The 23,225-nt window shown below is 42.2% G+C and carries 21 protein-coding genes and 2 pseudogenes; 14 read left to right on the plus strand and 9 right to left on the minus strand.

Annotation, left to right across the window (positions count from 1 at the left end; all coding sequences use genetic code 11):
- Positions 1–118 precede the first annotated feature (118 nt).
- The 7 genes from V5G28_RS11815 to V5G28_RS11845 all read left to right on the plus strand — a co-directional run bounded on the left by V5G28_RS11815 (position 119) and on the right by V5G28_RS11845 (position 7,381).
- Positions 119–2,095, plus strand: a complete 1,977-nt coding sequence (locus tag V5G28_RS11815) for an ATP-binding cassette domain-containing protein (protein WP_332997476.1) — start codon at positions 119–121, stop codon at positions 2,093–2,095.
- Positions 2,096–2,180: 85 nt separating this feature from the next.
- On the plus strand, positions 2,181–3,293 hold the full coding sequence (locus tag V5G28_RS11820; RefSeq protein ID WP_332997478.1) for an ABC transporter permease: 1,113 nt from the start codon (positions 2,181–2,183) through the stop codon (positions 3,291–3,293).
- Positions 3,294–3,430: 137 nt separating this feature from the next.
- Complete coding sequence (locus V5G28_RS11825; RefSeq protein WP_332997480.1) at positions 3,431–4,579, plus strand: ABC transporter permease; 1,149 nt, start codon at positions 3,431–3,433, stop codon at positions 4,577–4,579.
- Positions 4,580–4,687: 108 nt separating this feature from the next.
- The gene (locus V5G28_RS11830) at positions 4,688–5,218 is read left to right on the plus strand and encodes a DUF1622 domain-containing protein (protein WP_332997482.1); all 531 of its coding nucleotides are present in this window, start codon (positions 4,688–4,690) and stop codon (positions 5,216–5,218) included.
- A gap of 185 nt (positions 5,219–5,403) precedes the next feature.
- On the plus strand, positions 5,404–5,742 hold the full coding sequence (locus tag V5G28_RS11835; RefSeq protein WP_233153835.1) for a PDZ domain-containing protein: 339 nt from the start codon (positions 5,404–5,406) through the stop codon (positions 5,740–5,742).
- A 110-nt stretch (positions 5,743–5,852) separates the two neighbouring features.
- Positions 5,853–6,425: a DUF3611 family protein gene (locus V5G28_RS11840; protein ID WP_073628907.1), complete on the plus strand. Its 573-nt coding sequence runs from the start codon at positions 5,853–5,855 to the stop codon at positions 6,423–6,425.
- Between the two features lie 449 nt (positions 6,426–6,874).
- The gene (locus tag V5G28_RS11845; RefSeq protein ID WP_096570594.1) at positions 6,875–7,381 is read left to right on the plus strand and encodes a hypothetical protein; all 507 of its coding nucleotides are present in this window, start codon (positions 6,875–6,877) and stop codon (positions 7,379–7,381) included.
- Positions 7,382–7,563: 182 nt separating this feature from the next.
- Here the strand turns inward: V5G28_RS11845 and V5G28_RS11850 are convergent, their stop codons facing one another.
- The 8 genes and pseudogenes from V5G28_RS11850 to V5G28_RS11885 form a co-directional block, all read right to left on the minus strand.
- Positions 7,564–8,652 (minus strand): glycosyltransferase family 4 protein, encoded by a 1,089-nt coding sequence (locus V5G28_RS11850; protein WP_073628905.1) that lies wholly within the window; start codon positions 8,650–8,652, stop codon positions 7,564–7,566.
- 1,148 nt (positions 8,653–9,800) lie between these two features.
- Positions 9,801–9,890 carry a hypothetical protein gene (locus V5G28_RS36670; protein WP_442994255.1) on the minus strand — a complete coding sequence of 30 codons (90 nt, stop codon included), beginning with the start codon at positions 9,888–9,890 and terminating at the stop codon, positions 9,801–9,803.
- Positions 9,891–10,240: 350 nt separating this feature from the next.
- Entirely contained in the window at positions 10,241–10,705 is a 465-nt protein-coding gene (locus tag V5G28_RS11860; RefSeq protein ID WP_332997491.1) for a YbhB/YbcL family Raf kinase inhibitor-like protein, read from the minus strand.
- A gap of 193 nt (positions 10,706–10,898) precedes the next feature.
- Positions 10,899–12,014 (minus strand): Gfo/Idh/MocA family protein, encoded by a 1,116-nt coding sequence (locus V5G28_RS11865; RefSeq protein ID WP_332997493.1) that lies wholly within the window; start codon positions 12,012–12,014, stop codon positions 10,899–10,901.
- 644 nt (positions 12,015–12,658) lie between these two features.
- The gene (locus V5G28_RS11870) at positions 12,659–13,309 is read right to left on the minus strand and encodes a prolyl oligopeptidase family serine peptidase (RefSeq protein WP_332997496.1); all 651 of its coding nucleotides are present in this window, start codon (positions 13,307–13,309) and stop codon (positions 12,659–12,661) included.
- Between the two features lie 7 nt (positions 13,310–13,316).
- Positions 13,317–13,658 (minus strand): hypothetical protein, encoded by a 342-nt coding sequence (locus tag V5G28_RS11875; protein ID WP_336230438.1) that lies wholly within the window; start codon positions 13,656–13,658, stop codon positions 13,317–13,319.
- Positions 13,658–14,050 (minus strand): hypothetical protein, encoded by a 393-nt coding sequence (locus V5G28_RS11880; RefSeq protein ID WP_332997500.1) that lies wholly within the window; start codon positions 14,048–14,050, stop codon positions 13,658–13,660. Before V5G28_RS11880 ends, V5G28_RS11875 begins: the two co-directional genes overlap by 1 nt.
- A 129-nt stretch (positions 14,051–14,179) precedes the next feature.
- Positions 14,180–14,511: pseudogene (locus tag V5G28_RS11885) on the minus strand (hypothetical protein).
- An 876-nt stretch (positions 14,512–15,387) separates the two neighbouring features.
- On the opposite strand from V5G28_RS11885, the gene V5G28_RS11890 reads away from it, so the two are divergent.
- Positions 15,388–16,134, plus strand: a complete 747-nt coding sequence (locus V5G28_RS11890; RefSeq protein ID WP_332997504.1) for an ABC transporter permease — start codon at positions 15,388–15,390, stop codon at positions 16,132–16,134.
- Between the two features lie 183 nt (positions 16,135–16,317).
- A complete protein-coding gene (locus V5G28_RS11895; RefSeq protein WP_332997506.1) occupies positions 16,318–16,533 on the plus strand; it encodes a hypothetical protein in 216 nt (71 codons plus the stop codon).
- Between the two features lie 358 nt (positions 16,534–16,891).
- On the opposite strand, the gene V5G28_RS11900 is transcribed toward V5G28_RS11895, so the two are convergent.
- Positions 16,892–17,443 carry a GNAT family N-acetyltransferase gene (locus tag V5G28_RS11900; RefSeq protein ID WP_332997508.1) on the minus strand — a complete coding sequence of 184 codons (552 nt, stop codon included), beginning with the start codon at positions 17,441–17,443 and terminating at the stop codon, positions 16,892–16,894.
- Between the two features lie 284 nt (positions 17,444–17,727).
- On the opposite strand from V5G28_RS11900, the gene V5G28_RS11905 reads away from it, so the two are divergent.
- From V5G28_RS11905 to V5G28_RS11925, 5 genes and pseudogenes are all read left to right on the plus strand, one after another.
- Positions 17,728–17,886, plus strand: coding sequence for a hypothetical protein (locus V5G28_RS11905; RefSeq protein ID WP_198940852.1), 159 nt, complete (start codon positions 17,728–17,730; stop codon positions 17,884–17,886).
- A 234-nt stretch (positions 17,887–18,120) separates the two neighbouring features.
- Positions 18,121–18,571: pseudogene (locus V5G28_RS11910) on the plus strand (tellurite resistance TerB family protein).
- Between the two features lie 361 nt (positions 18,572–18,932).
- Entirely contained in the window at positions 18,933–20,288 is a 1,356-nt protein-coding gene (locus V5G28_RS11915; protein ID WP_332997692.1) for a UDP-N-acetylmuramoyl-tripeptide--D-alanyl-D-alanine ligase, read from the plus strand.
- 137 nt (positions 20,289–20,425) lie between these two features.
- Positions 20,426–20,995 (plus strand): GNAT family N-acetyltransferase, encoded by a 570-nt coding sequence (locus tag V5G28_RS11920; RefSeq protein WP_332997511.1) that lies wholly within the window; start codon positions 20,426–20,428, stop codon positions 20,993–20,995.
- Positions 20,996–21,373: 378 nt separating this feature from the next.
- Positions 21,374–22,573 carry an RNA-guided endonuclease InsQ/TnpB family protein gene (locus tag V5G28_RS11925; RefSeq protein ID WP_332997513.1) on the plus strand — a complete coding sequence of 400 codons (1,200 nt, stop codon included), beginning with the start codon at positions 21,374–21,376 and terminating at the stop codon, positions 22,571–22,573.
- Positions 22,574–23,225: the final 652 nt, after the last annotated feature.

Here is a 23,225-nt window from a genome sequence, read left to right on the forward strand (position 1 = left end):
ATTCAATTGAATAAAGTAATTATTTATCTGTGTCCATCTGTGTCCATCTGTGGTTCATTATTTCTTTCTCTACCTTACTCCAGGTTGCAAACCGCTATAGTTAGTGCTTCATAAAATTATGACAGCAACGCTCCAGACAAACACTCCACAAAAACGCACCAACTCCAAAGTCATCTCCATCCGGGACTTACAACACCGCTACGGCAAACAAACTGAAGCAGTAGCAAGTATCAACTTAGACATCTATCAAGGTGAGATTTTTGGGCTAATTGGACCTGATGGGGCAGGCAAAACCACCACATTTCAGATTCTCTCAGGAGTCATGCCACAAACAAGCGGCATCGTCGAGGTATTGGATTCCAAACCTTGGGATGTGCGCCTGCAAATGGGCTACCTCACCCAGCGCTTTAGTCTTTACCTGGATATGAGCATATGGGAAAATTTACGTTATGCTGCAGGCTTACGTGAGGTCACTGAAGCGGCTTTTAAAACCCGTAGCGAACACTACTTAAAGTTACTAGACTTAGCACAGTTTAAAGAACGTCTAGCCGGACGCCTCTCTGGGGGAATGAAGCAAAAACTTGCTTTGTGCTGTGCGCTGATTCACCAGCCAAAAATTTTGTTGTTGGATGAGCCGACAACGGGTGTAGATCCGGTATCGCGCCGGGAGTTTTGGGATATCTTAGCAGATTTGGCTGTGAGTGAAAAGATGACAACAGTCGTCGCTACCCCCTACCTAGATGAAGCAGAACGCTGTTCGCGGATTGCTTTGATGTATGAGGGCAAAATTCAGCAATGCGACACGCCTGCTAAAGTAAAAGCGAGCTTGGGTGTGCAACGGTTAGAAGTTTATATGCCTGTGGCGCAATTAGACAAAGCTGCAGATATTCTCAAGAATAACGTTGATTTACGAGATTTGGCGCAAGATGTGCAACGCTTTGGCGATCGCCTAGATGTACTTACAGCGCAGCCTAAAGAAACCAGTCACAGAATTGAGCGCCTCTTGGAGCAACAACAGATTAAAGTTGAAAATCTTGCTACCGATACCCCAACTCTAGAGAACACCTTTGTCGCCCGGTTGCGGGAACTCAAAGGCGAAAGTTCTACTGGTAATTATCCGCGAATTTTTCATGCAGAAAAATCTCAGGGAACAGCCATTGGGGCGGAAAATCTAAATAAAGTTTTTGGTAATTTCCACGCAGTTAAGAATATTAATTTAGACATTAAATACGGTGAAGTTTTTGGTCTTTTGGGGGCGAATGGTGCCGGAAAGACAACCGTCATCAAAATGCTTTGTGGCTTGCTACCAGCAAGTTCTGGCAAAGTGAGCTTGGTAGGCGAAACGGGTCAATTACGCAGTGCCGAACTGCGTCAGAAAATCGGCTATATGTCACAAAAGTTCACCCTATACGATGACCTGACGATAGGACAGAACCTAGAGTTTTACTGCGGTGTTTATGGTATACCTCGCCGTCATCGACGAGCAAAGAAAAACTGGGTACTCCAGATGAGTGATTTACTAGGTCAAGAGGATAGGCTAACTGCGGACTTACCAGGAGGTTGGAAGCAGCGCGTTGCTTTTGGCGCAGCAGTGATGCACGAACCGAAAGTTTTGTTTCTTGACGAGCCCACTTCTGGTGTTGATCCGCTTGCAAGAAGAGAATTTTGGCGTTGGATCAACCAGTTTGCTGGTGAAGGTATGGCAATACTGGTAACTACCCATTATCTAGAAGAAGCCGAACAGTGTCACCGCTTGGGATTCATGGTAGCCGGGGAACTCGTAGCTCAAGGGACACCGCGTCAAGTCAAACAAGAGCAGCCAGGACAATTGGTGGAATGGGAGTGTGAGCAAGTGCAAAAGGCTGCGGATGTGCTCAAGCAGAAGTTGGAGCGCAGGCGGGTGTCGATTTTCGGTTCCCGTCTACATACAGTTTTGGATGAGCCGCGCACTCAGATTCCCCAAGTCGAAAATTGGCTCGTTGAGGCTGGGGTAAAAGTGAAAAGCCATCGAGATATGGAGTTTTCGCTGGAAGACGTATTCATTAGTGTGGTGGAACAAGCGCGACAACGCGGTTTAGATGTGCCAAAGGATTAAGAAAGTCAAAATTCAAAAGTCAGGAGTCAGGAGTCAGGAGTCAAAACATTTTAACTTTTTCATCACTCAGCAATGAGGACTTGGTATGAAACCTAAACGCATCTTTGCTCAGACTGTTAAAGAACTAACGCAACTGGGGCGCGATCGCCTAACCCTAACATTAGCACTCTTCTTGCCGTTGATACTGCTACTGCTATTTGGTTTTGCGGTATCCCTAGAAGTAAACAAAATTAACTTTGCCATTCAAGATTTAGACCTCACACCGACTAGCCGCGAGTATATTGCCACCTTTGAGCGCACCAATAAGTTCAATATAGTTGCTTTTGGACCACAGGTTAATGTGCCGCGACTACTAGATAAAGGTTCAGTAGCAGCAGGTTTGATTATCCCTCCAGAGTTTTCACGCGACTTAAAACGGAGTGGACGTGCAGCCGAAGTGCAAATTTTGGTAGATGGTACCGATGCTAACACTGCCAATATTGTCAGAGGCTATGCCAAGGCAACGACCAATGCTTTTGTGGAAAATCTGCGCGGTAGTAGTCATCTGCTTGTCAAGCTTCAATCTCGGCTATGGTATAACCCCGGCTTAGAAACCTTAAAATACATTGGTCCTGGGGCGATCGCAATTACTGTCACCCTGTTTCCGCCACTTCTGGCTGGCTTGGCTACAGCAAAAGAGTATGAACAAGGGACTATCCTCCAGGTTTATGCATCTAGCTTAACAGGCACTGAGTATTTACTAGGTAAAGCAGCAGCATTTTGGCTGGTGGGTATGGCGGAGGTGTTGTTTGTCCATTTAGAAGCATGGCTATTCTTCGGTTTGAGATTTGTTGGCGATCCCACACCCATAATTCTCAGTTCAATACTTTACATTGCTTGCGGTGTATTTTGGGGTATCTTTCTGGGCTGCAATACCAAAGTACAGAGTGCTGCAATCCAAGCAGTAGCCTTCACCGCCTTTTTGCTGTCACTGCAATTATCTGGCTTCATCTACCCCATAGCTAATATTCCAACTGGTATCCGTTGGGTTTCCAATATTATTCCAGCTCGTTACTACATTGAGTTAACTCGCGATGCCTATGTTCGCGGCGTAGGTTGGTTGGGAATCTGGTTTCAGGTCTTAGCTTTGGCAATGCTTGCAAGCTTATTTTTCTTCTTGGCTTGGCGTAAATTGCAGAAGATGCAATTGGGATCTTAAACAATTCAAAATTCAAAATTCAAAGTTCAAAATTATAGCGCCACTGAATTGCATGAAGTAATTATTTATCTGTGTCCATCTGTGGTTCATTATTTCTTTTTCTACCTTACTCCGGGTTGCAAAGCCGTATATTTAATATGTTTTCAAATTTAATAGACACCCTTTTAGGCAGTCGCTTTTGGGCGCTTTTTCAAAAGGAATTTGCTCAGATACTGCGTAACCGTCAGTTAGTGATTCAATTGCTAGTACCGCCCACAGTCTTTTTAATGTTGTTTGGCTTTGCTCTGAGTCCAGACTTCCAAAACCTTAAAGTTGGAATTACCGACTATAGCAAAAGTAGTGCCTCCCGTGAGTTTGTGGAAATATTCAATCAAACTGATGCATTTGTGATTAGTCGGTACTATGCTAATGAAGAGGATATGGTTGCCGATTTGGCGAAAGGTTCCCTAACGGTCGGTATCTCTATTCCGCCAGAATTTGCTGATGACATTGCCAAAAGACGTACAGTCGAAGTGCAGGCGTTGTATGATGCTGTAGATGCAAACACAGCTAGTATTGCTTCTAGTTACATTAGCCAATTAGTCAGTGACTACAACTTACGTCATAGAAACAAGCGTGGCGATGCTGTAGCCTTCCAGCGCAATCAGGTGCAGGTTCAGACTTCAGTATTCTACAATCCTGGGTTGGAAACTTCTTGGTTTATAGTCTCAGGAGTATTTGGAATTTTGCTTACAGTCATCGGTTCTCAAGCCGCCGCATCATTGGTGGTACGGGAAAAAGAAGCGGGAACTATTGAGCAACTGATTATGACTCCAGCCTCCAACACAGAAGTCATTCTTGCTAAGGTATGTCCGTTACTTGTTCTGCTTACCGTTGATGTTTTGATTGCTCTGAGCGTAGCAAAGCTAGCCTTTGGTGTGCCACTGCGGGGTAATTTACTTGTGTTTCTAATGATTGCCGTGCTTTACTTCTGGGTAGGTATTAGTATCGGCATTCTGATTGCTTCCTACTCAAAAAGCGAGCAGCAGACACAGTTAACAGCATTCTTTGTCAACCCACCCCTGACTCTTTTATGTGGAGCCACTACGCCGATTTCCTCAATGCCCACCTTCGTGCAATGGCTCACTTATCTCGACCCCTTACGTTACTTTATCGAAGTTTGTCGTGGGATTTTGCTTAAAGGAGTCGGTATCGAGACGCTGTGGCATCAAGTGTTGATTTTGCTAATGTTCGCTACAGTGCTGATGACTTTAAGTATTCGTCAGTTTCGACGGCAGTTGGGTTGAGACATTCAGGGCTTTTCATACACTGCTTTTTACGAGAATTTTCGCACCTTTTTTGCAGCCCTCAGCCTCAAGGTTGAGGTTTTTTTGTTCGTCACCAGTTTAGGAGTTATGGATAACAATCCTGAAAAAGTTGGCATGAAACGAGAAACGAGCCATGATTCTCTAGTTAACGTTCTGCTACCCCTGGGACTCATCTTTGGTCTAGTTCTCCTGTTGAGTCTCAATGTGGGACGAACCGACCAAGCAGCAGTGTTGGAAAGTCCTTTGGAGTCATGGCTGAAAATTATAGTTGGTTACTTAGCAGCTGGGGCAGAAATTGCCGCTGCAGTTGTGATTGGTGGTGCGGTTTTTCGTGGAATTGTGACCTATGTCCGGCAATTGTTTTCCCGCAGGACACATCATTATGATTCCACCGAATTGATTCGCCTAAAATTGGGGCGGGTATTGGCGTTGGGATTAGAATTTACAGTTGCCAGTGACATCCTGCGCACGGCAGTTGCCCCTACTCGCCAGGATATTCTAAATCTGGGAGCAATTGTTCTTTTGCGAACTTTGCTGAATTATTTCTTAGAGCGCGAAATTAGGCAAGGAGAACAAAGGCGTTTACCAGAACAGGAACGTACTGAGATAGAAGTATAGCGCGTCGAGGTCTCGACCGCGACAATCAATTCGCGTAAGCCTTGAAACGACTGGGGCGCGATCGTGCAGGTTCAAAGTGTAGGACTCATAAACTGAACAGACGTGAGTTGATATATCTGCTTGCTACATCATTCTAGAGACTGACTTGATTTAGGTTAATATTTGATAGTTTATTATTGGCAGCAGTGCAGGATGTACTTAATATAGGTGTGCCACTGATTGAGCTAAGGCCGGAAATTCAACAGGAAATCAACCAAAGTTATCTTGGTTTTAAAGTGAATCAAGAGCGAGGAGTCTTAATTGTAGCTGTGGCTCCCAACTCCCCAGCAGCGCGTGGTGGTTTACGTCCTGGCGATATTATTACCGAAGTAAAAAGAGTTCAAATTCAAAACGCCGAGCAAGTCCAAAATCAAGTAGAAGCAACCGCTTTAGGAAATACTCTTCAATTTAAAGTTAACCGCAATGGTTTCACCCAAATTATCACAGTCAAACCAGAGCAATTAGTAGCTGCTACCTCTTATTAAAAAGTAGACAATTGTTAACTACTTAAGGCGCTATGCCAAGCCCAAAATTACTGAAGTAAGACTATTTTCAAAAATCAAAAGATAGTTTATCAGGCTTAAGGAGAACGAATATGTCAAATGACTTAAATTCCTACCTACCTACACCAACTAAGCAAAAATTTGCAGCTACTTTTCACGTAGTAAGGCCGATTAGCTTCTGGGTACAGTTAGCACTAGGCGCTGTTTCTAGCTTCGCTTTGTTCTTGGCAATATTTAGCCGTAGTTCCACTGTCCAAACAACGACGAATTCGGTCATGGGCTTTGGAGTCTTTTTAGGTATTATTGGAATTTTAGTACTGTGTTTCAGGCTCTATTGGGTTTTCCGCTATCAGCGTTTAGATAAACTTTTACAGTCGCCTAATCGTGAATTACATCCAAGAAAAGAGGACGTAATTCAAATATTACAAATTGGATTAATCGTCAGTTTAATAGGACTCTTTTTAGCTTTTTTAGCATCTGAAGTGACCGTTATTGCTGTATTATCGAAATCTCTAGCTCTGCCTCAAGGAGTGGCAGTCTATAGACCTGAAAATGTCATTCGTTCCCTAGATATTTTTGTAGTTTTGGCAAACGTCAACCTGATTGGCGCTCACCTTGTAGGAGGCGCTACTTCACTTGGGCTGCTTAACTGGTTAGATCAATAGACTTCTTGCAAAAGTTGAAAAAAAAGAATAATTAACCACAGATGGAACTCACATTCCGCAAGAGGTGTAATAGTAAATAACGTGAGTTCGACGGAACTAAAAAATAGCAGGAGGTAGAGCAGGTAAGTCTTTGGGATAAATATCGAGGGATGGTTTTTGGGGGAAGCACGCTTTACACATCTCCTCGCGCTTTCCATAGCTCAAAACGAGCGGATAACGAGTGATTATGTCGAGTGGATTACTGCTCTAACCCTGCAAGGCAAGACATTTTTATTAGATATAAGCAAAGACAGAGAACTGTTCTAGTTTTATCTCAATCTTCAGATTGAGGTTTTCTACTGCTTGGATACTTAAGTTTATGGTTACTAGGCTCACTTTATTTAATGGTCATGAAAGTGAGCAAAAGATTTTTTTGACTTAACAACGACTACATGACTCAGAATAATGCTATGAATTATCTTGTTGCAGTTCTACCAGACCGATTAAAGGCAGAAGAAGCTTACACTGCCCTAGAAAAAGAAGGCTTACCCACTCAGCAAATTGACATTTTAGGCACAGGGTACAAAAGTGCTGATGAGTTTGGGTTGATTGACCCAAATCAGCAAGCAAAGAAAGGTATGACTCGTTTGTCATCTTGGCTGATTCCCTTTGGTTTTGTTGCTGGTTACGCCTTCAACGTTTTGACGGGAATTGAAATCCTTCCTATTGGCAATCTTGCCAATCACCTTATTGGTGGACTGTTGGGAGCCGCTTCTGGTGCTTTGGGTGCATACTTTGTCGGTGGTGGAGTTGGTTTAAGCGTGGGGAGTGGGGATGCTCTACCCTACCGGAACCGCCTTAACGCAGGCAAGTACCTAATTGTGATCAAAGGTACTGAAGAATTGACTCGTCAGGCAACTCGGATTCTGCGCCAATTTGAGCCAGAAAACTTGCAAGGCTATGCTGAGCAAACTTAAGATTTAGGCGGAGGACGGGGTATGCGATCGCTCGTCGTTGAGAGGGTGTCGGCGGGGCGATCGCTGCATTCTGCACTTACCATCCATAAAAAAATGACGTATTCTACACCCCATACTAGGTTTACCAGGTAGAGTACGTCACTTTGAAAACCTATGACAAAAGATAGATGACTTGCAATCCCCTAAATGGAACTGTTACTTAAAAGAACTGGCTTGCGGAAATGTCCGTTATTCCGAGCAAACCGTTCAGCCAGAATCTTTTGATAAACTGCTTCATAGCCATCAGTCATATTCTGAACACTGAAACGATTCCAGACATTCTCCCGACAAGCAGAACGGTCTAGTTCAGTAACCTTGCTAATAGCGCTCACACATTCTTCAACACTGTTGCAAAGAAAACCTGTTTTACCATGAGTAATTATCTCTTGTGTAGATCCAAGGTTGATCGCAATCACAGGGGTACCAGATGCCATTGATTCAACCATTACCAACCCAAACGGTTCTCGCCAGGTAATAGGGAATAGGGTTGCTACCGCACCGCCCATTAATGCATTTTTTTGCTCATGATTAGCTTCACCTAAATATTCAATTTGCTTGCCATCAATCAAAGGCTTGATTTCACTTTCATAGTATTCCACATCAACGACATCCACCTTACCTGCCATCTTCAAGCGCCAGCCTGCTTTTTTAGCAATTTCTATCGCCAAGTGCGTTCCTTTCTCTGGAGAAATCCGACCTAGAAACGCTAGATAGGGTGGCTCTTCAGGTTGGGGATAAAATTTATAGGTGTTGACATCAATCCCGTTGTAGACTGTTGCTACACAGTTCAGCCCTAGCCTTTGTTCTCGTTGTGCATCGGAAATACTGACGTAAGGTTGGTTTTTTGCATGTTTAAACATCTTTTCGTTGTCAGGAGTAAAAATTCCATGCAACGTGTGAACAGTGGGTGTTTTTACCAGCTTGGCGTAGGTCAAGGCAGGAAACCCGATGTGGGAATGAATAATATCAAACTCTTCAGCTTGCTCATACACCCTTGCTAAGTTCAGCATATCGTACACGCTGTGTTCTTTCACAGTCCGATCAAGTCGTAGGGCACAGGGATGGACTGATTCAAGCTTTGCCAAACTAATGGAATCTCCTGATGCAAATAGCGTGACTTCGTGTCCACGTCTTACTAATTCATCAGTTAAAAGTCCAACGACTAGCTCTATACCGCCATAAGCTGGAGGTGGTACTCTCTCCCAGAGTGGAGCAACTTGGGCAATTCGCATCAAAAACCTCCTAAAAAGTTTAAAAAGTGAGTTTTAAATTCAAACTGCGGACTTTCTCACTAATGAATGCTTTCCAGCTACTCAACCCAATGAGAACTAACTTGGTAGACAAACCTGAGTAAGAATTTAATAAGCACTTTATTCGGTTTATTTAAAGATTGTCTTTCTATCTTAAGTAGGGAAGTTATTTTCTAAAATTTACAAAATTATTTAAATATAACAGAATTTAAAGTATAGTTTTTTCCCTCTATGGGCTGATTGTAGCTCACTCCAAATAATAGATATTGCCATATTTATATATTTATACTTCCTAAGGAATAGAGCAATAGGAGTATAAAAGAGGTTTTTTTTATTATTTACAGCTTTGTCAATAACCTTTTTGGATAATTTTAAAACTTGTATTATTAATACCAATAACATCGTTTCTTCGTGCAAAACCCTGCTGATATCGCTAAAATAGTCTTATCCACAGAGCATATTGTGGCTCATCAGCCAAAACTTAAGGCTAGAAGTGCTGGGGAGGCTGGTAGTGTTTGATGAAACTTTGATAAAAAATCGGCAATAGTGATATAGACTTCGGTTGTCATACCATAAAGGCTAAGAGAACTGAGGAAAAGTTATTCATTATTGCGTAATTTCTATAGTGTATATTCACTAAAGCAATAAAAATGCACTCTAAAACATCTGCATATGAACAGACCAATTTTGTGGCTGAGCGTTTTTCTTGTGCTTGTTGGTTATTGGGTTTTAGTTAATCTAGTAATGTCAAGCAGATAAAATTGTACGTTGGGCTTTCCATGTAGGAAAACCCATTCTTGTTTGAGCAAGTTTGGTCAAACAAGGGTAGTCTGAACTGAAAGCATTCTTGCTTGTTCTCTCTTCTTTATTAAAGAAAAGTGTCTTGTCATTGATTATTAAAACAATGAAAAGCCGTACTCTGAAAAATTTTCAGATTGCGGCTTAAACGTTTGTATCCCCATTGGAACGCTCGATTATGTATTCTATATCAAAAATTTTAGAAATTCTAGTAAGTGGAAAAAGTGGGATTTGTAGCTAGTTTTTATATTTTTACAAACTGAAAAAGTAGGAAAAAACGAAATTTAGATGTAGCGATATATTAAGTAAGCTTTTTGAAAAAAGTGTCTTATTTATTGATAGAAAAAAGCTGTAACCTCATGTTTCGAGATGACAGCTAATTTAATCAGCAAACTGAAGGTAAGCATCGCAACAAAGTGCATCGACCAAATTCCGATTTTCAAGGCGATCGCGCGGCTCCCTATGCCTACGGCACGGCTGCGCCGAACGGGAGTATCGCGAACGCGAGTGCGTGTCCGGAGGACTCAGCGGGCACTCCGTGCCATCGCCTAAGCGCAAAGCGCACACTGAGAAGAGCCCACGTACGCCTAAGCGCGAAGCGCACACTTCGTGTTGGCGCAGCCTGTCCGTAAGGACTTACGCACAACGTCTCCGCAGGAGATACGTGTTGGCGCAGCCTGTCCGTAAGGACTTACGCGCAACGTGTCCCGAAGCGACTGACGCGAGTGCCTGTCCGGAGGACTCAGGGGGAGAAAAACGCCAGCCCCGCCAATTAACCAGTTTCTCTTGCGTAGCGTCCCATCACTTCTGCTTTATCCAACACATGACCCTCTATCGCCTCTATCACCTGTTCTTTGCTTGCTCCTGGTGGTAAATCAAGCAGTTGGTCTAGTGCAAAGATTTTGAAAAAGTAGCGATGAGCACCGTTTTTGGGTGGACAAGGTCCGCCGAAACCTAAGTCACCAAAACTGTTTTTTCCTTGTATACCACCATCTGGGAGTGTCGGCTCTTTTGTAACTCCTTCTGGTAATTCACGGGTATCAGCAGGTAAATTGTAGACAACCCAATGGGTAAACGTTCCGTTGGGTGCATCGGGGTCATCCACAATCAGGGCAAAGCTTTTTGTTTCTGGAGGAGGTGCTTCCCACAGTAGAGGAGGAGAGATATTTTCACCATCGCAGGTGTATTTAAACGGGATGGTGCTACCAATAAAAAAAGCTGGGCTTCTAATGTCCATATTTTCTACCAAATTTTTCTGAAATTAGTTATAGCGGTTTTCATTTGGTTGAATACAGGTCCGCGTGCTTTGAATGTGGTTAAAATATAAGACTGCGACAAAAAGTAAAAAGTATCAATCCTTATCAGGGATTGAAATAAGAGCGGAGCAAAAGACGCCCCACTCTTAATCATTTGTTGGGATTTTGAATGATTTACGATTTACCTGAAGGGTCTGCTGCGTGAATTAATTCTGGCTGTTGACTCTCTGGACGTTGAATGATCTGGTCAGCCGTTGGTCTGTGCTGTCGCTTGAACTCACCGAGTTGCACGGGCTGACCTGTTTGTGCTGATTGGTTAATAGCACGAATGATGCGAATATCAGCTAACCCTTCCTCACCAGAGGGTTCGGGGTCTTTACCTGTGATCACACAGTCTGAGAAGTAGATAATTTCTGCGGCAAACTGGTCTCCAGCAGGAAAAGATTGTTCCTGCGTCTCATTGTTGATGGTAATTTGTTGCTTCAGTTCGCCCTGATAAGAGTATGCAGAGTCCATCCGCAAGTCGCCTTTTGTGCCTGCAACCACAAAAGTGGAAACTGGTGCTGCGCCAAAGCTAGAAGTGAAGGTTGCCAGTCTCTCTCCAGGAAAACGCAGAATAGCGGTGGTCATTTCATCGATTTCGTCAAAGCGCTTCTCTGCTTTACTGGCGCTGAAGCCAACGACTTCAGTGGGTTCATCTTGAAATAGATACCGGGCAGCATTGATGCAGTATATCCCCATGTCGTAAACAGTACCGCCACCATTAGAAATTGGTTCTAACCGCACGTTGCCTTCAACAACTTGCTGAGAAAATACGGAGTTAAAGATGCGGGGCTCGCCAATTTTGCCTGAATTAACAATTTCTACCGCCTGCATATTTGCTTTGTCAAAGTGCAAACGGTAGGCAATCATCAGCTTGACATTGTTTTCAAGGCAAGCGCGAATCATCTGTTCGCACTCTTGCTCTGTGACTGCCATTGGCTTTTCGCAAAGCACATGAACACCAGCCTTTGCCGCCCGCACAGTATAATCGCAGTGGAGATGGTTAGGCAGTGCAATGTAAACTGCATCTATTTCGCCACTTTTGAGGCAGTTATCATACTCTTCGTAGGCGTAAGTCTTGACTTCATACTGTTTGCCGAGTTCCTGACGCTTGATTGGATCTTCGGAAAATAAGGCAACCAGTTGCGAATTTTCGGTCTGGTTAAAAGCAGGTAAAACATCTTCTTGGGCTATCCAACCCAGTCCTATGACGGCGTAACGAACGCGCTTACTGTTTGTCACTGTCATTTGTTAACCTCCTGATAAACAATTTATTTGCTCTAAAGTCTAGGGGTTAGAATTTCCCTATACGATGAGTTAGATGAGGAAAATGCAGAACATAGAAGGCAGAAGAATAAAGAAAAAAATAAGTTTATTTTTTATTTTTATTCTGAATTCCTACTCTGTGGTATGCTTATTATTTACTTGGTCAAAAACCTCCTAAAAGATGGTATGGAGAAAAAAGAATTCTTTTGTTGGTAAATAAGCGCCAATAAATAAGCGCCAATGTTACGTTGGCGATATTGTGTGTTCTACGTTCTTTTTAAAGTCCTCTCTACCTTCAAGGCTAAAAACTTATGGTTTTAGCTCCATCCTCCTAGTGACTGAGAGGTAGCAGATTTTCAAAGAAACGTTAATTCTATTTAAAATGGTACGTTATAGCAGAAAATGACTCTCTTTTAAGAGATAATATTTACGACTTTAGATAGAAGAAAATTTCTTAATATTTTCTAATATAGGAATTATATTACTTAACCTCATCAGATAAGTTAACACAGTTAGATATTACTATACTATGAGTGCAAACTCAGCTAACACAGCTGAGTTTGCCTCAGAGTTTCATTTCAATAGATAGTTACAACACAAAAAAATCACCTAAGCGCTAAACAATATTAAGTTGCAATTGAACGTTGATGCTGCAAAAACCAGTCGTACAACATTGGATTGTTATAAGTCTGGGTCCATGAGTCGTGATCAGCTTCCGGATACACTGTAAACTTCAGATTATTTACGCCACACTTTTTGAGTGCTTGAACCATTTTTTCAGATTCCCTTAGTGGCACAATGCGATCGCGTGCTCCATGAAATGCCCATACAGGCAGATTTTTTAAACGATAAGCTTCCTCAGGCTTCCCACCACCGCAAATTGGTGCTATTGCTGCAAACCTATCCGGCTGAGCTGCTGCCAAGTGCCATGTGCCATATCCACCCATGCTTAAGCCAGTTAGGTAAACCCGATCCGGATCGACGTGGTACTGAGCAATAACGTCATCCAAAAGAGCACTCAAAAGGTTCACTGACCAACGTTCACCAGGCGGACACTGGGGAGACACAACAATAAACGGGAAATCGGGCTGCTCCTCCACTATTTTAGAGACACCAATCCTTTTGAGATCCTCTAGGTTAGAACCTCGCTCACCAGCACCATGTAAAAACAAAATCATTGGTAAACGAAATTGTGCTTCATAGCTTTTAGGCAAAAACAGCAAATAGTTATAGCTATGAGTATTCAGAATTTGCCGTTGTGGCGATGTTTGATGCATGGGCTGATTAGCGTATAGGAACAGCAATTGTGTAACTTGGTCGCTGGGAAGCTTCTCGTTGAGTTTTAACCAAGCGCAAGTCACAATCTACATATAAATGCTCTAAAGAAAAATGAGCCAAGTAGGTTTTTTCATATTTCTTTACAGTATTTCTGTCCAAATTTTCTAATTTGAGTGCCTCCGGTAAGTTTCCTTTTTGCAAGGCTGGCTTAACTTTCGTGTTGACGACATCAGTAAACCAATTCTCTGCGTCGTCAACACTTAGAGGAATTTCTCTGTTCCTAAAAGCTTGGAATATACCAACATTTTGAATCCACCATTGATTATTACGGACTTCATATTTTTGCATCACCATAAAGTCGTAAGCTGGCAACCTTGACGAAACCTTTTTCCAGAAAGAAGATTCATGCCCTGGTGCATAACGAGCAATATTAGCGTAATAACCATCGTCGTGAAAAATTTGATAAGACTGCTCACGATCCGTCCTGGCAAATTATCATGAAAAGGTATAGTAGACCAGATTGGTACCCAAACACCAAGGACAATCGGCAGTTGGTCTTCAACGATGGGAAAAGGGTTGCGTTGGCTTAACTCTTCAAAATAGGGAAGCAATTCGTTTTTATAAAAATTAACTTTAGCGCTTAAAGGTTCTGTATCTCGACCTTTCACCATATTCAAAAGTTCATTTTTGATGTCTTGCGTACTCCAAGAGTTAAAAGGTTTTGTGATTACGTTTACCATAACAATTCATTTCTAGTTATTAACAGCTATTGATAAATATGTGATGAGGCTCACTTCAGCAATAAGACAGATGAAACATCAAGAGCGAGTGAGCCTCATTTCTTTATGGCTAGCTAACGCCATTCCTTACTACCACCAAATCCTATTCCCATTTTCATCGACTCGTGCTTGTCGAATGACATCAGAAATTTCTTCTGCATCCTTCACATGGTGAAGAGCTTTCTTTTCACCATTTGGGTATTCCACAACAAAGTAAGTGGGTACTTTAATCCAGTCACCTGTAATATCAGGTTGGTCTACAGCTACCTGCTTAGCCTTTTCTTCAACTGTTTGAGGCTTCTGGGCAATTGCGTCTCCGGATTCACAGTTAAGTTTCTTTCCTTAGCTGTAGGCTCTTCTTTTGCGTGCCAATCAACACTAACTGGCTGCCTAATTTGATTTTTTTCTAGCTGATTAGTCATGTTTATATCCCAGATTTTTGCTTTGACAATTTCGGCTTTCCTTCAATCACTCTAGACAATTAAAATCTGGATTTGCTCTTTCATCAGAAAGACTTTTAAATCCATCGATCTCTTACAAAAGTTTTGTACCTTCTGACTCGAAATCTGAAGCTATACTACGAAAGTCAGTAGAACAAGGATTTTCTATTTGTTAGCGATGACGAATAGCGTTGCGTGTGTAGACGCAATTTCCAAGGATTAGGTACTTTTGCCAAAAGTCTCTTCAATGTTTTTTATATAAAAAATCATAAGTCTCTACAATTATTATAATTTATTTACATAATTCTTCCTTCAGCAGGGTGAATATACGCTTTGAGGATGAGGTATTGATTTGACGAAATCTCATTAATATAAATAGAACCTAAAATATATTTTGAATCTGCTGACAAGTCTACAACACAGTCCTTTTTATTATTAGACTGCACCGCTATGTTTATTCAAGATTTAATGCTTTGTTTGCAGTTAACAGTTGATAACTTTGAATCCAAAAATTCTTCCGAGTGTCTCCTACATCTTCCCTGTGGTTGTCTTCATCCAGGAAAAGAGCTTTGCTGTGAGAATTGTGAATATCTTGAGGCTTGTCTATCACAAAAACAAATGTTAGAGCGCAAGCAAGCCGCCTGTGCTAAAGCAGAAGCTGTCACTAGGGTGTAGCGGGAGAGGTTATGGTCAAATCAGCAGCCGAGAAACGAGAGACGGAGTTATTGACTATAAATTTAGAAGATGGTATAATAGTGCGAATAAAAAAAGAATAAGTGAAAATAACAAAACGTGAATATAAGTCCATTCCGGAAGAAACCGCCTGCCTTTACATGGCAGGCGGTTTTCTCACTACTCATGTTTGTTTTCATGTATCTACCGATACTGGTTCTTGCCTTTTATAGTTTCAACTCCTCGCCCTACAGTGCAACTTGGCAAGGATTTACCCTGGAATGGTATCGCAAATTATTCAGTGATGAGCGGATTTTATCAGCGCTACAAAATAGTTTGATAGTAGCTTTGTGTGCAGTGGGGATTTCAGCAGTGTTGGGAACTTTGATGGCGGTGGGGTTGGCACGTTATCAGTTTTTAGGTAAGAGCTTGTATCGCGGTATTTCTTACTTACCATTGATTATTCCCGATATTGCGATCGCCGTTGCTACCCTAGTTTTTCTAGCGGCGTTTGCCGTTCCCCTCAGCATTTGGACAATTGTTGCAGCTCATGTGGTATTCTGTCTTGCCTACGTTGCTCTTGTTGTGTCTTCTCGACTCACCAACTTAGATCCCCATTTAGAAGAAGCAGCACTAGATTTAGGAGCAACACCAGTGCAAGCCTTCATCAAAGTCTTATTACCTGAGTTAATGCCTGGTATTGTCGCTGGTTGTTTGCTAGCTTTTGTCCTCAGCTTAGATGACTTTCTCATCGCCAGTTTCACTGCTGGTAGTGGTTCCAACACCTTGCCAATGGAAATTTTTAGCCGCATTAGGACAGGAGTCAAACCAGATATCAATGCTCTCAGCGTTATCTTGATTTTACTGTCTGCGATCGCTGCTCTTGTCGCTGAATTAATTCGTGCTTCAGGACAGAGAATAAATACTCATTAGTCACCTCTAATACCGAAGCAAATACGGTAACTCGCCAAAATTTTGTATTCTTGTTCAACATAACTAAGTGATAATTCATCCGGAAGACAGATGGAGTGATTAAGCATAATTACATCCTGGAGAGAAGAAATTGCATTCCTACACTTCCTAGAATGATGAGAGTGTTAAATGCGGAGCTTACTTATGACTTATCCAAAAGACCAGGAAACACAAAACCGAGAAGCTGACGAACAAAACGCTGTTGCTTCCGGTGGTTTTCAAACCCCTGTTGATGAGGAAAAACGCCATACTGGCTCTGGTAATAATGAAACCAATGCTACGCCGTCTGCAATACCAGAATCTGGCAACAGCGACCAGTTTACTGAAGGCGCTGGCAATCAGGGAACTGAAAAGCGTTAAGTTTCAATACAACTAAAACCAGTTGTCTTCAAAAAATAGCAGGTGGAATTCTGTGATGCTAACCGCATCTTTTTCCACCTATTTTTTCTTTTCATCAAGTAGCTTTTAATACTTTTTTTTGTAAATATACTATTGATAAATATTTTTATTAAGTCAAGAACAAAAGGGGCGAGCATATGCAGCGCGATGGCACAGAGTGCCTGTCGAGGAGCGATTGCGCAAAGCGCAGCGCCAGAGGCGATCGCCCTTTTTTGAACTTCCATCCTCATACAAAATTAGGTTCCATTTTTAATTTTTAATTTTGCGAAAGGGTTCTACAGTTTCTTTCCAGTCTTTCTTATTTAACGACATCAATAATTTATTTGTAAAAAGCTTGAAGCAAGTTTTCTTTTCGGAAAATTCTATATTCTACTATATTCAGAACTCTTCCACTTAAATTTGTCTTATCATACTCTCTGGTAATTTGCCCACCAAGCATTTCTGGGATTCTTCGGCTGGGGATATTTGCTTTATCAACGTCATATATAAGATATTCGTAATCTAAGTTTTCATCAGCCCATTCTTTCAGTGTAGTAATAGCCTCAAATCCATAGCCCTTAGCTTGTGCAGATTTTTTTAGCCAAATACCAAGTTCTGGATGTTTACTGCGGATCTCGTGGATTCCAGTACATCCCAAAAATTCTTGGGAGTCTTTTTTTAAGATAACTACTACAAGATGATTTCCTGTTTGAATTTCGCCTAGAGAATCGTTAATAAATTCTTCTGTTTCGACGATATCTTGAGGTGGACGAGGATACATATAAGTCGTAATTTCTTTTGTGAATTCTCTAAAAATATCTTCTTTGTATTTCTGTGATATAGGCAGCAACACAAGCCGATTTGTAAATATTTCTACTAGAGACAATTCCATAGTCTGTAATTCTCAGTCATTATCTAGCTGAGTTTACCAATTTCATCAATGACTTGCGCTAACTATTGAGAATTATTAGTAATTAATATTTGATTGAGTATTGTATTTAACAAAAGTGGCGAAAATTTTATCTGAACTTCAAAAAGAAAAAATCTAAGTTTTGTCATGAAAGAGCTAAAGTTTTGTTAAGATGCAATTGCTGGTATTCTACACACGGAAAACGCCAATCACGGTGTGAAGAATATAAATGAGTACTAGCACCATTGAGTTGAGTAGACAAAACAATGACCACTTACATTTTCTTTGATGACGCCCTCCGGATGCTTGTAAACGCCTTCTTGGCTTCGGTATTCCTACTGGTTGCCTTTTCTAGTTTAGGTTTGGCAGTTATCGAAAGTTTTGAAAAAGCAGGTATTGGCGTAGACGCGAAGCGCCTTCACTAAGCCAAGCGTTTGCGTAGACGCTTTATCCACAGGGGCTTTCCCTAGGGTAATTCTGATCACCTCAAACCAAAAATTTACTTGTTGTCAAGAACCATCGAGTCCGGGTGAACGCTTGCCAAAAATCTTGGGAACACTGAAGCGTAAAAGTCTCACAGCGTTGCACAATGACCTGAAAGTGACCTAGGCACCAGTGGGTGTACCGCTACACAGAGGCAAGCGAAGCAGTCAACTACGATGGGTCTATTCGACAAGATGTTCGGGGCACAAAGCCAAGTCGAAGAAGCACTCAATAAGCGCAGAAGCTTTTGCTGCAATGACTTTAGCTGCAACAGCCACGCATACGGAAATGTTTCTGTAAAAGCAGGCACGTGGTATTTCCTTTGTGCTGTCTCGTATGAAGCTTTTCAGAAGTTATTCCAACGATAAGATGGACAGGATGTTTGACAAACTCCTGGATACTCTGAGGCGGCAAGGTATAAATGCTTTGTCTAATTCAGCTAAAGAATCCTCACCCTACGACTTGCGGGAAGCAGCTTTTGCAGTAGCCACCGACCTGGTTTTAGCCGATGCTCTGTTGACTCAAGAGGAGCAAGACTTTTTAAAGGATTTGTATCAAATTTTGGGAATTTCTGCTGACATTACCACACAAATTGTGCAAGTGATGTGGATCAAAAATCGGGGATAGCGCTTGCCAATTATCAAAAGCCCTTCCTAGAAAAATGGGGTGTGGAATGTAAGGTGTAGAGAAATCCTATATTTCATCTGGGGTAGCGGCAATTTTAGGATGACCGACTATCTTGACAATCAAACGAAAGCAGGGGCAGTAAAAAAATCCTCCCCTGCTTCGTTGTTATGAGAAAATTTTATAAATTTTGAGGCTGTTTTATTCTGATTTGACAACTATATCTGAGTATAGTAGATTCATTAACTTTATATTCTCAGCAAAAAAAATTAGCATTTAAGGAATTTTGTCCTTGTCGCACTTGCAGACGAGGTGTCTCCTTGAATCTAAGCAACAAATTTTGGAATCCAAAAACCCTAGTGTTATGCCTTGTTCTGCCACTCTAAGCCAATTGGTTGAAGTTCTATCTGCAACAGCAGCAAACTTATCTGAAGCTGATGAAGCACATTTGATCTGCGGTATACAGACAGATTCCCGTATCCTCAAGCCTGGTGAAGTGTTTGTGGCTTTACGCGGTGAAAAGTTTGATGGACATAATTTTGTCCCAATGGCGATAGAAAAAGGTGCAATGGCGGCGATCGCTGATTTTGAATACGGCAATTGTGAATTTCCTGTGTTGCAGGTAAAAGACACGCTAGAAGCATATCAAAAAATTGGCAGGTGGTGGCGTGATCAGTTTTCTATTCCAGTGATTGGGGTTACGGGTTCTGTAGGCAAAACCACAACAAAGGAACTGATTGCGGCTGTGTTGGCGACACAGGGACGAGTCCTCAAGACTTATGCAAATTACAATAACGAAATTGGCGTGCCGAAAACTCTGCTAGAACTTACAGCAGAACATGATTTCGCTGTCATTGAAATGGCGATGCGGGGGAAGGGGCAAATTGCGGAACTCACGCAAATAGCCCGTCCAACGATTGGTGTGATTACCAACGTGGGAACGGCGCATATTGAGTTACTGGGTTCAGAAGAAGCTATTGCCTCCGCAAAATGTGAGTTATTGGCTCAAATGCCTGCTGGTAGTGTAGCAATTCTTAATCATGACAACCCCTTGTTAATTGAAACGGCGGCGAAAGTCTGGCAAGGCAAAGTTTTGACGTTTGGTTTATCTGGCGGTGATATCCAAGGAAAGTTGATTGATAGCGAGACGTTGGAAGTTGCAGGAATGCAATTGCCTTTACCCTTGAGTGGACGACACAATGCAACTAACTATTTGGCAGCTTTAGCAGTGGCGCAGGTTTTGGGCATTGATTGGTCATGCCTGAAATCGGGTGTGATGGTGGATATGCCAAAAGGGCGATCGCAGCGTTTTACTTTGCCTCATGATGTGGTAATCTTAGATGAGACTTATAATGCTGCACCAGAAGCTATGCAAGCAGCGTTACACTTATTGGCAGACACGCCAGGAAAACGACGCATTGCGGTGTTGGGTGCGATGAAGGAATTGGGAGAGCGATCGCACTCCTTGCATCAGCAAGTTGGGGAAACGGTGCGAAAATTGAATTTGGATGCTTTGTTGGTTTTGGTGGATGGCGAAGATGCCAAAGCTATAGCCAAAAGTGCTGAAGGTATACCATCTGAGTGCTTTGCAACTCATGCAGACTTAGTTGCCACTTTAAAGACTTTTGTGCAAGAGGGTGATAGGATTCTTTTCAAAGCAGCGCATTCAGTGGCACTAGATAAAGTGGTGAATCAGTTCCGTACGGAGTTTGCCAACTAAGTACCCCACCCCTTATCTCAAGGCGTGCAAGCGGATGGGGGGTTTAGCGAATAAATTCGACATAATATGAATATAGTTATGAGGTATAAGTTATGTGTTGTATTCCTAACTCATAACTCGTAATTCTTAATTTTGTAATGAGCATCAACCTACAGCTAGAAACGCAACGTCTTATTCTCAGGGATTTTACAAAATCAGATTGGCAAGGAGTGCATCGCTACGCTTGTGATCCAGAAGTTGTTCGCTATTTGCCTTTTGGTCCTAATAGCGAAGAAGATACCAAGAATTTTTTGCAAAGAGAGATTAAATTACAACGGCAACAACCCCGTCAGCATTTTAGTCTAGCAGTGACTTTAAAAGATGATAAACAATTAATAGGTGCCTGTCGTATTAGCGTGACAAATCCAGACAAGCAAGAAAGTTCGATTGGATACTGCTTAGCTAAGGAATTTTGGGGGCAAGGATACGCAACGGAAGCTGTAGGAAAGCTCTTACATTTTGGTTTTCAGCAACTTAATTTACATCGGATCTTTGCAACGTGTGACCCGAAAAATGTTCTCTCAATGCGAGTTCTGGTAAAAAGTGGGATGCGTCACGAGGGGTATTTGCAAGAGTATGAATGGGTTAAGGGTGAGTGGCGAGATTCAGTGCTGTATGCCATGCTTGAGCGTGATTGGATACAGATGCAGATTCGTAATGTTGAGTAAAGCCGTTATCTGAATTTATCGTAGACGCGCTGCCTCACCGCTGCGCGAATGACGGCTTTCCCGACAGCAGGCGACTGCGAATCCGTTCGCCCTTGGCGTGCCGCAGGCATAGGGTGTGCCGCAGGCTACTGCCAAGACGAGCCAGCGCCCTTCGGGTATGCCTAGTGGGTACGGCCACGGCTATCACCTATACCGTGCGACCTCCGTAGGAGGCACGCAGTCGCTCGACGTGAGCTTGCACGGCGTGCTGGAATCTGACCGGAAATCGGAGGGCGCAAGCCCCTTGCTTGTAGCTATGGGGATAAGCCCGTAGGGGATTTTAATCCCCGTATTTTGATGTTAACATAATGTTTGATACCCGTTCCACCAGTATCAAACGTGTTTGTTTACGAATACAAAGTCAACCCAAAACCACAACAAATAACTGCCATTAACGAAGCTATTAGGACATCTCAATTTGTCCGAAATAAGGTGCTGCGCTATTGGATGGATCATCGTGGTGTAGGCAAGACAGAGATGTTTAGGTACAACACGCAACTTAGAAAAGAGTTTAAGTTCGTAGAAGAATTAAACTCCCATGCTTGCCAAAGTGCTGTTGAAAGGGTTTTGAAAGCGGTTAACCGTTTTTACGACAACTGCAAAAAGCAGATTCCTGGTAAAAAAGGGTATCCCAAATTCAAGAAAAATACTCGCTCTGTTGAATACAAGGTATCTGGGTGGAAGCTATCAGATAACAAAAAGTACATTACGTTTACCGACAACAAAGGCATAGGTACTCTCAAACTGATAGGAACTAGAGACTTAAATTTTTATCAACTAGACCAAATTAAGCGAGTTAGAATTGTACGTCGTGCCGATGGGTATTACGTCCAGTTCTCGGTACAATTAGACCCTAGAGATACCGTTAAACCGTTAATCCCTAGTCAAAAGGTGGTGGGTATTGATGTAGGTATCAAGTATTTCTTGGCAGAATCCTGTGGAAATATTGAGCCTAACCCAAAGTTTTACCGCAATGGTGAAAAACAATTAAACCGAATCAATCGTAAAAAGTCTAAAAAGTACCGCAAAGGTAAACCACAGTCCCATAATTATCACAAAGTTAGAAATCGATATGCCCTTAAACATCTAAAAGTAAGTAGGCAGCGAGAAGAGTTTGTCAAGAGAGTGGCACTCCGTTTAATTAAGTCTAACGACTTCATAGCCTATGAAGATTTAAATGTTAAAGGCATGGTTAAAAATCGACATCTAGCTAAGTCGATATCTGATGCAGGATGGTCAAGCTTTCGCTGTTGGTTAGATTATTTTGGCTACAAGTACGGGAAGATAACGATTGGTGTTTCTCCTCATAATACCAGCCAAAACTGTTCTAAGTGTGGTGAAAAAGTGCAGAAATCTCTATCTACTAGAACTCACGTTTGCCCTCATTGTAATTATGTGGAAGATAGAGATATCAATGCAGCCATCAATATTTTGCAAAAGGGACTAAGTACCGTAGGGCATACGGAATCTTATAAGCTTGGGGAGTGCGATCCTCTAGCTCCGTTGGAGCAATCCTGCGGGGTTACGATTGGACTGTGAACCAAGAATCCCCGCCATTCTATGGCTGGGGAGTGTCAAAGAACTAGCCCACGGGTGTCGTTGCACCTGCACGGCTAACCAATGGCGGAAAGTGAACTACCCAACACCGACCCCGGAATTCATCCCAACACTGAACGGAAGACCGTTACAGTGTGGGGCTTCTTCCGCTTTCAGCTAAAGGGGAAAGAAACAGGCGATTGCGCGGAGCGCAGTGCCTAAAGGGCGATCGCTAAAACAGGTAATCGCTAAGAAATAAAGTTGTTCTGAAATCTGTGGACATTAGATGAGCAGAGTTAGCATTGCTGCGCCTCACTTAAATGTAGAAGCAGTGAAAGAGATGGTTAGATAATCAGATGAACCGTGGGAAAGCACAACTATTCCGCATCTGCCAACTTTTGATTGTGGAGTTCCTTGGCATTTTTTATTAATTGCTGTAATTGGTCGTATTTGAGACCCACTAAGCGCTGTGTTTCCTCTGGATTTTTGTCGATCTACGTGATTATATTCGTCATTTCGTGCCGTAAAAAGCTACACTCAATCTTCTTTTACCACAAAATAGATCTATTGCGGAGATGTCTATTACCCATGCCCCTGCATCCTTATTTATCCCTCTATTAATTTAGTGCATCTTCATGGAGAATTGGTATTACAG

This window comes from Scytonema sp. PRP1, assembly GCF_036697665.2.
Classification (GTDB): domain Bacteria; phylum Cyanobacteriota; class Cyanobacteriia; order Cyanobacteriales; family Nostocaceae; genus Kalymmatonema; species Kalymmatonema gypsitolerans.